The sequence below is a fragment of the Sphingomonas sp. genome, from assembly GCF_026460985.1.
Lineage (GTDB): Bacteria > Pseudomonadota > Alphaproteobacteria > Sphingomonadales > Sphingomonadaceae > Sphingomonas.
Map to the genome: position 1 here is coordinate 22486 of NZ_JAPKNM010000051.1, position 13621 is coordinate 36106.

Here is a 13621-nt window from a genome sequence, read left to right on the forward strand (position 1 = left end):
CTGATGGGCCCCGGCCCGGTGAACGCCCACCCCCGCGTGCTGCGCGCGATGTCCGCCGACCTGCTCGGCCAGTTCGATCCCGAGATGACGGGCTATATGGAGCAGGTCATGGCGCTCTACCGGCCGGTCTTCGGCACGGAGAACCGCTGGACGTTCCTGATCGACGGCACTGCGCGCGCCGGCATCGAGGCGGCGTTGGTCTCGCTGCTTTCGCCCGGCGACACGCTGCTGGTGATCGACTTCGGCCGGTTCGGACTTCTGCTGCGCGAGATCGGCGAGCGGATCGGCGCGAGGATCGAGATGCTCTCGGTCCCCTGGGGCGAGACCGTGCCGATGGATCAGATCGCCGCGGCGATCGAGAGCGTGGGGCCGAAAGTCGTCGCCTGCGTGCATGGCGACACTTCCACAACCATGGCGCAGCCGCTCGACGGCCTCGGCGATCTTTGTCGCGCCGCGGGCGCCTATTCCTATGTCGACGCCACCGCGACGATCGGAGGCATGGCGATCGCCACCGACAAATGGGGCGTCGATGTCGTCACCGGCGGATTGCAGAAATGTCTCGGTGGGCCTTCGGGCTCGGCGCCGATCACCCTCTCGGACCGCGCTGCCGAACTGATCCTCTCGCGGCGGCATGTCGAGAAGGGCATCGCCCGCGCCGATCTCGCCGACGGCCGGGGAATTCGCATTGCTTCCAACTATTTCGATCTCGCAATGGTGATGGACTATTGGTCCGAAAAGCGGCTTAATCACCATACCGAGGCGACGACGATGCTTTACGGCGCACGCGAATGTGCGCGGGTCGCGCTCGGAGAGGGTCTGGAGGCGCGCTTCGCGCGTCACGCGGCAGCCGGCCGCGCGGTCGTCGCAGGCGCACGCGCACTGGGGCTGACCGTGTTCGGCGACGATCGCTATCGCATGACCAATGTGACCGGCATCCTTGTTCCCAACGGCGTGGACGGCGAAGCCGTGCGCCGCCGCATGCGCGAGGATTTCGAGATCGAGATCGGATCCGCCTTCGGTCCGCTCGCGGGAACGATGTGGCGGATCGGCGCGATGGGATACAATGCCATGAAGCACAAGGTGCTGATCACGCTGGGCGCGCTAGAGGTCGTGTTGCGCGCTGAGGGGTTCGCCGCACCCGCCGGCGCGGGCGTCGACGCGGCTCTGGAGGCATGGAACGCGTGACGCGCGACCTGATCGGCTATGGCGCCACGCCCCCCGATCCCCGATGGCCGGACGGCGCGCGCATCGCGGTCAATTTCGTGATCAACTATGAGGAAGGCGCCGAAAACTGCATCCTGAACGGCGACAAGGGCAGCGAGGCGTTCCTCTCCGAGATGGTCGGTGCCGCCAGCCACCCGGCACGCGCGATGGCGATGGAGAGCCTCTACGAATACGGCTCTCGCGCCGGTTTCTGGCGGCTCCACCGGCTGTTTGCGCAACGCGGCGTGCCGGTGACGGTGTTCGGCGTCGCTGCCGCGATGGCGCAGAACCCGGCCGCCGTCGAGGCGATGCTGACCGCCGATTGGGAGGTCGCCAGCCACGGTTATCGCTGGATCGACTATCAAAGCATCCCCGAAGAGGTCGAACGCGAACACATCGCCAGGGCGATCGAAATCCATACCCATCTCACCGGCACGCGCCCGCTGGGATGGTACCAAGGCCGCACCTCTCCCAACACCGCGCGCCTCGTCGCCGAGGAAGGCGGCTTCGTTTACGATGCCGACAGCTATGCCGACGACCTGCCTTATTATGCGGGCGGCCAGCTGATTGTCCCCTACAGTCTCGACGCGAACGACATGAAGATGGTGGCTTTGAACGGTTTCACCGAAGGGACCCAGTTCTTCCGTTACCTTGTCGACACCTTCGAGCAGCTGCGCGAGGAGGGCGGACGGATGATGTCGGTGGGGCTGCACGGCCGCGTCGCCGGCCGGCCGGGGCGGACCATCGCGGTCGCCCAATTCCTCGACCACGTTCTTCAGAGCGGCGACGCGTGGATCGCCCGCCGCATCGATATCGCCCGCCACTGGCTGGAGTTCCACCCGGCATGATCATCGATGATCCCGCCACCCTCGCCGAGGTCATCGCGGCCTTCCACGAATATGAGCGCGCGCTGATGGCTGACGACATTCCCGCGATGGACCGGCTGTTCCACGCCGCGCCCACGACAGTGCGTTACGGCGTCGGCGAGGTGCTGTACGGCATCGACGCGATCCGCGCGTTCCGCAAGGGCCGAGGGGGATCGCCCCGGCGCAGACTGGGGCAGGTCGTGATCACCGCCTATGGCCGCGACATGGCCACCGCAAACGCCGAGTTCCTTCGCGAGGGATCGGATCGCCGCGGTCGCCAGAGCCAGACCTGGGTCCGCTTCCCGGACGGCTGGAAGGTCGTCGCCGCGCATGTTTCGCTCGAAGGGACCGGCTCGTGACCGGGATCGATCCGCGCGACGCCTTCATCGACCGATACGGCGCGCTGTTCGAGCACAGCCCCTGGGTCGTCGAGCGCGCCGCCGAACGGTTGCCGCTTCCCGATCTCCAGCGCGGGCTGATGCAGGTCGTCCATGACGCCAGTCGCGAGGAGCAACTGTCGCTGATCCGTGCGCACCCCGAGCTCGCCGGCAAGGCTGCGGTCGACGGCACTCTCACCGATGCGTCGGCCGCCGAGCAGGCGAGCGCCGGGCTGGACCGCCTGACACAGGAAGAGTTCGATCGCTTCCACGCGCGCAACGCCGCTTATGCGCGCAAATTCGGCTTTCCCTTCATCATCTGCGTGCGCCGCACGGACAAGGCAGGCATCCTAGCGGCGATGGAGCGGCGTCTCGGCAACGAGCGTGAAGCCGAGATCACCACTGCAATCGAGGAGATCGGCGAGATCGTGCGGCTGCGACTGGAGGACTTCCCATGAGCACGCTTTCCACCCATGTGCTCGATACGATGCATGGGCGGCCAGCCGCGGGCATGACGCTCGTGCTGACGGGCGCGCGCGGCGAGATGGCGCGCGGCGTCACCAATGCCGATGGCCGTTGCCCCGATCTCGCGCGGGAAGCGCTTGTCCCCGGTCGCTATGCGATCCGCTTTGCAGTGGCCGACTATTTCCGCGCCTGCGACGTGCTGCTGCCCGAGCCGCCTTTCCTCGACGAGGTTACGATCGATTTCGGTATCTCGGCCGGTGGCGGACACTATCATGTGCCGCTGCTCGTCTCGCCTTACGGCTATTCCACCTATCGGGGCAGCTGAACGATGGCCTTCGATCTTGCCGAATGGCTCAACCTCGCGCTCAGGTGGCTGCACCTGACGGCGGGCATCGCGTGGATCGGCTCGTCCTTCTATTTCGTATGGCTCGACAATCACCTGACGCCGCCAGCCGCCGGCGATGCGTCGGGTGAGGCCTGGTCGGTGCATGGCGGCGGCTTCTATCACAACCAGAAATATCAGGTTGCCCCTAGTCAGATGCCGGACCGGCTGCACTGGTTCAAATGGGAAGCCTATTTCACCTGGTTGAGTGGCTTCTCGCTGCTGGTGCTGGTCTATTATGTCGGTGCGCAAAGCTTTCTGATCGATCCGGCGAAGGCGCCGCTAAGCCCGGCCGCGGGGATCGCGATCGGCCTGACGTCGCTGGCGGTCAGCTGGCTGGCCTACGACCTGATGTGCCGATCGTCGCTGGGATCGAACAATCAGGTTCTCGGCATCGTCTGGTTCATCTACCTGCTGCTCGCCGCCTATGGACTCGACACCGTGTTCAGCGCGCGCGCCGCCTATCTACACATCGGCGCGATCGTCGGCACCGTCATGGTCGCCAATGTTTTCTTCGTGATCATTCCGAACCAGCGCAAGGTCGTCGCCGATCTGGTCGCCGGACGTGCGCCCGATCCCGCTTTGGGCAAGGCGGCCAAGCAACGGTCGCTACACAACAACTATATGACGCTGCCGGTGCTGTTCATCATGATCAGCCACCATTATCCGATGACCTATGGCGCCGAGCGGCCATGGCTGGTGCTCGCGCTGCTCGGCGTGACCGGCGTGGCCGTCCGCCATGTGTTCAACCTGCGCCATCGGGATCAGCCGACGGCGCGAGCCATGGTCCTGGCGGCGATACTCGCGCTTGCGAGCGTGACCTATGTCACGGTGGAAAAGGGCAGCGGCGCGCCTGTAGCAACAGCGCGTGCCGAAAGCCCGCCAAACCTCACCTACGCCGACATCGCGCCGATATTGGTCGCCCGTTGTTCCAGCTGTCACAGCGCGACGCCGACCAATCCGGCATTCAAATCCCCGCCGCTCGGAGTGAGGCTGGACTCGTACCAGCATGTCAGCGCGGTGTCCGACCGGATCAAGCGCGTGACGATCGATACGCAAATCATGCCGCTGGCCAATGCGACGGGCATGACGAGCGATGAACGCCGCGCGCTCGGCCAGTGGATCGCCAGGGGGATGCCGCGATGATCCGCTTCCTGCTCGATGGCGAGGTCGTGACGCTCGAGGCGCCCGATCCCACCGGCACGCTGCTCGACCTGCTCCGTTATCGTCTGCGCCGCACCGGCACCAAGGAGGGCTGCGCCGAGGGCGATTGTGGCGCCTGCACCGTGGTGCTGGGCGAACTCGACGGCGACGATCGCGTGCGTTGGCGCGCGGTCAATGCCTGTATCCTGTTCCTCCCCATGCTCGACGGAAAGGCGTTGATGACCGTCGAGAGCCTGTCGCAAGGCGGGAGGCGCCATCCCGTCCAGCAGGCGCTCGCGGACGGCTTCGGCTCGCAATGCGGCTTCTGCACCCCGGGCTTCGTCATGTCGCTCTATGCGCGCGCCATCGGCGCCGAAGGGACCGAGGACATGCCCGTCGGTGACGTGCTCGCCGGCAATCTCTGCCGCTGCACCGGCTATGGCCCGATCCTCGCCGCGGGCGAGGCCAACCCACCCCGGCCCACGCCGGCCGATCCCGATCTGGTAGCCGCGCTTCGGGCACTCCGTCGCACCGATGCCCTGTCGCTTCGCTGCGAAGCTCCGGCGCGCGAAGCCTTCGTACCGCGCACGTCCGACGAACTCGCCGCTTTCGTGGCGGCCAACCCCGACGCGCGCATCGTCGCGGGAGCGACCGATGTCGGGCTGTGGGTGACCAAACAGCTTCGCGAGATCGAAAAGCTCGTCTTCGTCGCCGACGTCGCCGATCTCCGGACGATCGAGGAGACGCCCGCGGGCGTCACGCTCGGCGCGAACGTTCGTTATTCGGAGGCGCGTCAGGCGCTCGCACGACTGCATCCCGATCTCGGCGAGCTCATCCGCCGAATTGGCGGCCCCCAGGTTCGCAATGCCGGCACGATCGGCGGGAACATCGCCAACGGCTCCCCCATCGGCGACATGCCGCCCGCGCTGATCGCGCTCGGCGCGACCCTGACGCTGCGCCATGGCGATGCACGCCGCGTGCTCGCCCTCGAGGAATTTTTCCTCGCTTATGGGAAGCAGGATCGCGCGCCCGGCGAATGGGTCGAACGCGTCCACATCCCGCGTCCCGCGCCGGCCACGCTGGTGCGTATCATCAAGCTTTCCAAGCGCTTCGACAGTGACATTTCCAGCTTGTGCGCCGCGTTCGTGCTGCCGATCGCCGACGGTGTGATCGGCAAGGCGCGCGTCGCGTTCGGAGGCATGGCGGGAATTCCCGCGCGCGCGCCGGCCTGCGAAGCCGCCCTCAGCGGCCGGCCATGGAACGCCGCCACGCTCGAGGACGCGGCACAGGCGCTCCGACAGGACTTCACGCCACTCGACGATTTGCGCGGCTCATCCGACTATCGCCTTGCCGCCGCGGGCAATTTGCTACGCCGGCTGTGGCACGAGCAGGCCGACGCCCCGGAGCTCGCGCATGTCTGAGGCCGACCGACCTCTCGCCGGTGCGGTTCACCAGCCGCTGCGCCACGATAGCGCCGATCTGCATGTCGCGGGCACGGCGATCTATGTCGACGACCTGCCCGAGCCGCCGGGCATGCTCCATTGCGCCTTCGGGCTTGCCGCAGACGGCCATGCAAGGCTCGTGGCGCTGGAGCTCGAAGCGGTCCGCGCCGCGCCGGGCGTGATCGCGGTCTACACCGCCGCCGACATCCCCGGGGTCAATGACGTCAGCCCCGTCGCGGGCGATGACAGGCTGCTCGCGGAGGGCGAAATCCTCTTTCCCGGCCAGCCGATCTTCATCGTCGCCGCGACGAGCAATCGCGCCGCCCGCATCGCCGCGCGGCTCGGCAAGGCCGTTGTCGAGATGCTGCCCGCATTCATCTCTATCTCCGACGCCGCCGAGGCCGGATCGTACATCGAGGACACCCAGTACATGCGCCGGGGCGATGCCGATGCCGCGCTCGCCGCTGCGCCGCACCGCATTTCAGGCAGTGTCCAAATGGGCGGCCAGGAACATTTTTATCTCGAAGGTCAGGCGGCGCTCGCCACTCCCGGCGAAAATGGCGAGATCCACCTGCTCAGCTCGACCCAGCATCCCAGCGAGATCCAGCACCTTGTCGCCAGGCTGCTCGGGCTGAATCATGCCGAGGTCACTGTCGAAGTGCGCCGCATGGGCGGTGCGTTCGGCGGCAAGGAGACCCAGGCGGCGGCCTTTGCCGCCGCGGCAGCGCTCGTCGCCGCGAAAACCCGCCGCCCGGCCAAGTTTCGCGCGGACCGCGACGACGACATGGCCATCACCGGCAAGCGCCACGACTTCGCGATCGGCTATGACGTCGGCTTCGACGGCGACGGGCGGATCGAAGGCATCCGGCTCGAGCTCGCCTCGCGCTGCGGCGCCACCGCCGATCTCTCGCCCGCGATCAACGACCGCGCGATGTTCCATGCGGACAATGCCTATTTCCTTCCCGCGGTCGAGATCGTCAGCCATCGGCTGAAGACCCACACCGTCTCCAATACCGCATTCCGCGGCTTCGGCGGCCCGCAGGGGATGATGGGGATCGAGCGGGTGATGGACGCCATCGCCGCCCATCTCGGCAGCGATCCGCTCGCGGTGCGCCAGGCCAATCTCTATGGTCCCGGTCGCGACGTCACCCCCTATCACATGCGGGTCGAGGACAATATCGCACCCGATCTCGTCACGGAGCTTGCCGGGCGCGCCGGCTATGCCGCCAGAAGCGCGGCCCTCGCTGCGTTCAACGCCGCCAGTCCGGTGATCAAGAAGGGGCTGGCGCTGACCCCGGTAAAGTTCGGCATCAGCTTCACCACCACGCATCTCAACCAGGCCGGCGCGCTGGTGCTGGTCTATGCCGACGGTTCGATCCATCTGAACCATGGCGGCACGGAGATGGGCCAGGGGCTCCACACCAAGATCGCGCAGATCGTCGCGGACGTATTCGCGGTGTCGATCGACGCGGTCAAAATCTCCGCCACCCGCACCGACAAGGTCCCCAACACGTCGGCCACGGCAGCTTCGTCGGGCGCCGACCTCAACGGCATGGCCGCATACAACGCCGCCGCCACGATCCGCGAACGCCTCGCCGCCTTCGCAGCGGAGAAATATGGCGTCCCGCGCGATCGGATCCGCTTCACGCGAGAGGGTGTGGTCGCGGGCAGCGCGTTGGTGCCGTTCACCACGCTGTGCCGCATGGCGCATCTCGGCCGGATCTCGCTTTCTTCGACCGGCTTCTACGCGACGCCCAACATCCACTACGACCGCGCCAGCCACAGTGGTCGCCCATTCCTGTACTTCGCTTATGGTGCGGCGTTGAGCGAAGTTGCGATCGACACACTCACCGGCGAGCACCGCGTGCTGGCGGTCGACATCCTCCATGATGTCGGCCGATCGCTCAATCCGGCGATCGACCTTGGCCAGATCGAGGGCGGCTTCATCCAGGGCATGGGCTGGCTGACCACGGAGGAGCTGGTCTACGACGATCGTGGGCGGCTGCTCACCCACGCGCCCTCGGCCTACAAGATCCCCACCGCCAATGATCGTCCGAAGCGCATGGACATCACGCTTTGGGACGGCGCGAACGCCGAAGCGACGATCCACCGCTCCAAGGCCGTCGGCGAGCCCCCGCTCATGCTCGCCATCTCGGTGTTCTCGGCGCTGACCCAGGCAGTCGCGGCAGCCGCGCCCGGCAAGGGCCTCCCCTTCCTCGATGCGCCCGCCACGCCCGAGCGCGTCCTCACCGCTATCGCCGAGCTGCGCGCACGATGATCCCGGACTGGCTGGAGGCACTGCGCGCAGCGCGCGGCAAGGAGCCCCTCGCGCTCGTCACGGTCCTGTCGACCGAGGGCTCGGCGCCGCGTCGCGCGGGCACGCGCATGACCGTCACCACCGGCGACAGCGTCGGCACGATCGGCGGCGGTGCGCTGGAGCATAATGCGATCGATCAGGCCCGGCGCATTCTCGCCGAACCACCCGGCAGCTGGCGCGTGCAGGATTGGCCGCTCGGGCCGTTGCTCGGCCAGTGCTGCGGCGGCCAGGTCAGGCTGATGATCGAGCATATGGATTTCGATCCGCTCGGCTGGGATTGGACCGACTATGTCGAGCGCCGCAAGGCCATCGCGACGTTCTTCGCTGAAGACGAAGGACCCGTGACGCGCTTCCCCGCCGAACATGTCGAATCCGGGGTCGGCCCACCCCTGCCGCCGCGCGCACCCAGGCCGGGCAAAAACACGATCTTCATCGAGCCCGACGATCGCCGGATGCACCGCCCGTTGCTGATGTTCGGCGCCGGCCATGTCGGGGTCGCCATCGCGCAGCGTCTCCCGCGCCTTCCGTTCGAGCTGTCCTGGTTCGATCCGCGACCGAACCGCGCCGTTCCCGGCGTCTCATTGCAGGACGAGGACGCGATGGTCGTGTGCGCGGAAGCTGCCGGAGAAGATGCCGCGGTGCTGATCTTCACCCACGATCATGCGCTCGATTATCGCCTCACCGCTGCCGCGCTGCGCTCCCCCGCCCGTTTCGTCGGCCTGATCGGCTCGGATACCAAGCGCGCACGCTTCCTGTCGCGGCTGCGGGAAGACGGCGTGGATGCACGCCGCCTCACCTGCCCCATCGGCATCGCCGGCATCGCCGACAAGCAGCCCGACGTGATCGCGATCGCGGTGATCGCGCAATTGCTCACTCTGGACACGGCTGCATGAAGGCCTTTCGCGGCGAAATCCTCAGCGTCCCGGACGACCCCGCAATCGCGGGACCCGAGGCGATCCGTCACTTCGACGACGGGCTGCTGATTGTCGAGGACGGCATCGTCACCGCCTGCGGACCGCATGCCGATCTGGCCGGGAAATTCGCGGACATATCCGTGGAGGCGCTGCCCGGCCTGATCGTTCCCGGCTTCGTCGATGCGCATGTCCATTATCCGCAGACCGAGCGTATCGCCTCGCACGGCGAACAGCTGCTCGAATGGCTCGATCGCCATATCTTCCCCGCCGAACAGGCCTTTGCGGACCGCGCGCATGCCGAGGACGTCGCCGCCTTCTTCCTCGACGAGCTGCTGCGCAACGGCACCACCAGCGCACTGGTGTTCGCCACCGTCCATTCCGTTTCGGTCGATGCGCTGTTCGAGGCCGCGCTTTCGCGCGACATGCGGATCATCTCGGGAAAGGTGTTGATGGACCTGGGGCCACCTGGCCTGTCCGACACCGTCGAGCAGGGCCGCGCGGAGACCGAGGCCTTGATAGCCAGGTGGCGCGGCCGCGGCCGACTCGGCTATGCCGTCACACCGCGCTTCTCGCTCACCTCCTCCGACGGACAGCTCGCCGATGCCGGCGCGATGGTCGCGGCGCATCCCGACGTGTTGATGCACACCCATCTCTCGGAGAGTCTCGGTGAAATCGCCGCGGTCGGCGGACGCTTCACCGACACGCAGGATTATCTCGACGTCTACGATCGCTTCGGGCTCGTCGGCCCGCGCTCGGTGTTCGCGCACTGCGTCCATATGAGCGATCGCGCGATGGGCCGCCTGGCCGAGGCGGGATCCGGCATCGCCTTCTGCCCGACGAGCAACCTCTTCCTCGGATCGGGCCTGTTCGACCTCGCCCAGGCCGATCGTCACGGCGTCCAGCTCGGCATCGGCACCGATATCGGTGCGGGAACGAGCTTCAGCGTGCTCCACACGCTCGGCGAAGCGTACAAGATCTGCCAGCTACGCGGGTGCAGTCTCGATCCATTCCGCGCGCTGCACCTTGCCACCGCCGGCGGGGCCCGGGTGATGGGGATCGCGAACCGGGTGGGTGGGCTGCTGCCAGGGCAGGAGGCGGACTTCGTCGTGCTCGATCCGGCCGCGACACCACTGCTCGCGCGCCGTACCGCCGGTGCCGACCTGCACGCCAAACTATTCGCGCTGCAGGTGCTGGGCGACGACCGCGCCATATCCGCCACCTATTTGCGCGGCCGGCTTGCGCACCGCAGGAGCTGAACGATGTTGCGCCGTGTCCTCGCCGTGTTCGAGCCCTTCATCCTGACCTTGGTCGCGACGGTCTTGCTCGCCTCGTTCCTGCCGCCGCGCGGGATATGGGCGCAGATCTTCGGTATCACGGCCGATGCCGGCATCGTGCTGCTGTTCTTTCTCCATGGCGCCAGGCTTTCACGCGAGGCAATCCTGCAGGGCGCACGCAACTGGCGGCTCCACTTCGCGGTATTCGTCGCGACCTATGCGCTGTTTCCGGTTCTCGGCCTTGCATTCACGGCGCTGCCGATTCTCGACGGATCGATCGCCGCAGGGCTATTGTTTCTCACGCTGCTGCCGTCCACCGTCCAGTCGTCGATCGCCTTCACCTCGATCGCGCGCGGCAATGTCGCCGCAGCGGTGTGCAGCGCATCCTTCTCCAACCTGATCGGGATCGTGCTCACCCCCGCTTTGGTGGCGCTGCTGATGCACTCGGCAAGTGGCGGGCCGCAAGCGGGTGTGTCGCTCGCCTCGATCGAGGCGATCCTGCTCCAGCTCCTCCTCCCGTTCGTCGTCGGCCACCTGCTGCGCCCGGTGATCGGTGGCTGGGTCGCCAGGCACAAGAAGCTCGTCACGACGGTGGATCGCGGGTCGATCCTCCTCGTCGTCTATGCCGCGTTCGGTGCGGCGGTCGTCGAGGGGTTGTGGCACCGTGTCTCGGCACCCGATCTGCTGGTGCTGCTGCTCGCTTGCATCGTCCTGCTCGCGATCGTTCTTGCCGCGACCTGGGGTGCGGCCAAAGCGCTCAAACTGTCGCGCGAGGACGCGATCGTCCTGCTGTTCTGCGGCTCGAAGAAGAGCCTTGCCTCGGGCGTGCCGATGGCGGGGGTGTTGTTTCCCGCTGCGCAGGTCGGGCTGGTGATCCTGCCGGTGATGCTGTTCCACCAGATCCAGCTCATCGCCTGCGCGGTGATCGCACGGAGGCTGGGCGAGCAGCCCGAAGGCTAGCGCGGCATCTCCAACACGCCGATAAACGCCACCACCACCCTGGCGCTGTTGTCCGCGGCTATGCGGTAGAAGGCCGGCGCCTGGTTCTCGCCCGGATCGCCACCGGCAAGGTCGGATAGGCTGCGAAAGGCGATGTACGGCACCCCATTGGCATAGGCGACCTGGCCCACCGCGGCGGTCTCCATGTCGGTCACCTGCGCCTGGAACGTGGCGAAGGCGTATTTGCGGAATTCGGCATTGTCCATGAACACCGGACCCGAAATGCCGTTGCCGCCCACCACCACCTTGGGCGTGGCGCGAAAGCAGAGCTGGCCTGAGCATTTGGCGAGCGTCACCTGCGGCGCCATCTTGCGCGCGGTGGCGAGCAGGCCCGGGTCGACCTCGAACCAGAAGCGCCGCGTCGCGCCCTGCTCATCCCCCGTGCGCCGGACGCGGACGCCATTGGGGAAGATCATTCCGTAATTGGCGAAATCCTCTCCGGCGGCGCGGCGCGACGGGGGCGCGAAGCCATTGCCCTCGGCACGCGCGAAGGCCGATTCGAGATACTGGCCCCAGCGATCGGGCACCACGACATCCCCGACGTCGAGCGCGGGATCGAGTCCCCCGGCGACGCCCGAGAAGACGATCGAGCGGATCTGGAACTTGTCGAGCGCAAGCTGGGTGGTCATCGCCGCATTGACCATCGATACGCCGCTCAGGAACAACAATACCGGGCGCCCGCTGATCGTGCCGCCGACGAATTTCACGCCGTTGACGGTCCATTCGCGCCGATCGACGATCGCTGCATTCAGGGTGATCCATTCGGGCTCGAACGCGGAGATGATCGCGATCCGCGGCTGGACGTCAAGCTTGCCGCTGGTCTCGTCGGCATGCGCGACAACGGGCATCGCCAGCAAAGCCAAAATCAGCAGCAGATAGCGCATCGAGCCCCTCGCATTGTTGCATCGCAGCAGCGACAGGATTGCGCATTGCGTATTGCGTCGTCCAGTGAAAATCGGCGCTTTCCGAGAAGAATCGTGCATGCGCAACATGTCCCTTGCGGCAGTGCAACAATGTGTTACCGTTTCGCGTCAGCCTTGCGGGGAAGAGGGGGCGACGGGGAGAGGCCAGGTCCAGTCCGGAGCCGGCCATTGGGGATTTTTCGACGTTTCCTGCTGATCTGCGCGATCGGTCTGTCGGTCGTAGCGCCCGCTGCGCGCGCGGCGCAGGCGGCCCCCATCGAGGTTCGCCTCGTGATAGTGACGGCGTTCGAGATCGGCGCGGACACTGGCGATCGCGCAGGCGAATTCCAGGCTTGGGCCGAGACGATGCCGGAAGTGCTGCCCTTCCCCGCCGGCTTCCGCGACCTGCGCTATGATGCGAAGCGCGAGGTATTGCTTCTCCATACCGGCATCGGCACCAGCCGCGCCGCCGCCTCGGTGACTGCGCTCGGGATGGATCCGCGCTTCGACCTGAGCCATGCCTATTGGCTCGTCGCGGCGATCGCGGGCGTGGACCCCGCCACTGCGTCGGTCGGGTCCGCCGCATGGATCGGCGACATCGTCGACACCGATTATGGATATGCGGTCGACCCCCGCGAGGCGCCGGCGGGCTGGAGCACCGGCATGTTCCCGCGCGATCGTGCCGAACCCTATCTCGGCCCGCGTGGCGATCCGCAATACAATCTGTTCGCACTCAATAAGCCGCTGCGCGACTGGGCCTATGCGCTGACCCGCGACATTCCGCTCGCCGACAGCGAGGCTCTGCAAAGCATCCGCGCGCCCTATTCGCAATACTCCGCGGCGCGGCGCCCGCCGCATGTGCTCAAGGGCGCAGAGGCGAGCGGCCAGACCTTCTGGCACGGCACGCTGCTCAACGATCATGTCCGCCGCTGGGTGCGCTATTGGACCGATGGCGGCGAGCCCTTTGTGATGACCGGCATGGAGGACACCGGCGTCGCCGGGGCGCTGCACATGCTGGGCCGCACCGGCCGCGTTGATCCCGCCCGGCTGCTCGTGCTGCGCACTGGCAGCAACTATTCTGTGCCGCCGCCCGGCGTCGGCGCGGCGCAGAGTCTGACCGCCGAGGCCAAGGGCCTGTCGGCGCTCCAGCCTTCGCTCGACGCCGCCTTCCTGGTCGGGGGACGGGTCGTCGACGAGATCACCGTTCATTGGTCGCGCTACCGCGACCGGCTGCCCGGCGCCGTAACGGAGGCGCCCGCCGAATAACCAGACGCGCGGATGATAGCAAAACGGCCGCTGGGGGGCGGACCGTCAACGACAAGATTGAACCAGGGAGC

Annotated in this window: 13 protein-coding genes; 12 read left to right on the top strand and 1 reads right to left on the bottom strand. The window is 67.0% G+C overall.

Going from position 1 to position 13621, the window contains the following annotated elements; genetic code table 11:
* The first annotated feature begins 3 nt into the window (after window positions 1-3).
* Genes MT490_RS08075 through MT490_RS08125 form a run of 11 tightly spaced genes read left to right on the top strand, consistent with a single transcriptional unit; the run spans window position 4 to window position 11343 of the window.
* The gene (locus tag MT490_RS08075; protein WP_297385986.1) at window positions 4-1185 is read left to right on the top strand and encodes an alanine--glyoxylate aminotransferase family protein; all 1182 of its coding nucleotides are present in this window, start codon (window positions 4-6) and stop codon (window positions 1183-1185) included.
* Complete coding sequence (puuE, locus tag MT490_RS08080) at window positions 1173-2051, top strand: allantoinase PuuE (protein ID WP_363321736.1); 879 nt, start codon at window positions 1173-1175, stop codon at window positions 2049-2051. The genes MT490_RS08075 and puuE overlap by 13 nt, the downstream gene beginning before the upstream one ends.
* Entirely contained in the window at window positions 2048-2428 is a 381-nt protein-coding gene (gene hpxZ / locus MT490_RS08085) for an oxalurate catabolism protein HpxZ (protein WP_297385868.1), read from the top strand. Before puuE ends, hpxZ begins: the two co-directional genes overlap by 4 nt.
* Complete coding sequence (uraD, locus tag MT490_RS08090) at window positions 2425-2904, top strand: 2-oxo-4-hydroxy-4-carboxy-5-ureidoimidazoline decarboxylase (RefSeq protein WP_297385870.1); 480 nt, start codon at window positions 2425-2427, stop codon at window positions 2902-2904. Before hpxZ ends, uraD begins: the two co-directional genes overlap by 4 nt.
* Entirely contained in the window at window positions 2901-3236 is a 336-nt protein-coding gene (gene uraH / locus MT490_RS08095) for a hydroxyisourate hydrolase (protein WP_297385872.1), read from the top strand. The genes uraD and uraH overlap by 4 nt, the downstream gene beginning before the upstream one ends.
* A 3-nt stretch (window positions 3237-3239) precedes the next feature.
* Window positions 3240-4439 (top strand): urate hydroxylase PuuD, encoded by a 1200-nt coding sequence (locus tag MT490_RS08100; RefSeq protein ID WP_297385874.1) that lies wholly within the window; start codon window positions 3240-3242, stop codon window positions 4437-4439.
* Window positions 4436-5857, top strand: a complete 1422-nt coding sequence (gene xdhA / locus MT490_RS08105) for a xanthine dehydrogenase small subunit (RefSeq protein WP_297385875.1) — start codon at window positions 4436-4438, stop codon at window positions 5855-5857. The genes MT490_RS08100 and xdhA overlap by 4 nt, the downstream gene beginning before the upstream one ends.
* A complete protein-coding gene (gene xdhB, locus MT490_RS08110; protein ID WP_297385877.1) occupies window positions 5850-8156 on the top strand; it encodes a xanthine dehydrogenase molybdopterin binding subunit in 2307 nt (768 codons plus the stop codon). Before xdhA ends, xdhB begins: the two co-directional genes overlap by 8 nt.
* On the top strand, window positions 8153-9088 hold the full coding sequence (gene xdhC / locus MT490_RS08115; protein WP_297385878.1) for a xanthine dehydrogenase accessory protein XdhC: 936 nt from the start codon (window positions 8153-8155) through the stop codon (window positions 9086-9088). The genes xdhB and xdhC overlap by 4 nt, the downstream gene beginning before the upstream one ends.
* Entirely contained in the window at window positions 9085-10365 is a 1281-nt protein-coding gene (guaD, locus tag MT490_RS08120; RefSeq protein ID WP_297385879.1) for a guanine deaminase, read from the top strand. The genes xdhC and guaD overlap by 4 nt, the downstream gene beginning before the upstream one ends.
* A gap of 3 nt (window positions 10366-10368) precedes the next feature.
* On the top strand, window positions 10369-11343 hold the full coding sequence (locus MT490_RS08125) for a bile acid:sodium symporter family protein (protein WP_297385880.1): 975 nt from the start codon (window positions 10369-10371) through the stop codon (window positions 11341-11343).
* Here the strand turns inward: MT490_RS08125 and MT490_RS08130 are convergent.
* Window positions 11340-12266, bottom strand: coding sequence for a 5'-methylthioadenosine/S-adenosylhomocysteine nucleosidase (locus tag MT490_RS08130; protein ID WP_297385881.1), 927 nt, complete (start codon window positions 12264-12266; stop codon window positions 11340-11342). The genes MT490_RS08125 and MT490_RS08130 overlap by 4 nt on opposite strands.
* Window positions 12267-12473: 207 nt before the next feature.
* On the opposite strand from MT490_RS08130, the gene MT490_RS08135 reads away from it, so the two are divergent.
* Window positions 12474-13550, top strand: coding sequence for a purine nucleoside permease (locus MT490_RS08135; RefSeq protein WP_297385882.1), 1077 nt, complete (start codon window positions 12474-12476; stop codon window positions 13548-13550).
* Window positions 13551-13621 lie beyond the last annotated feature (71 nt).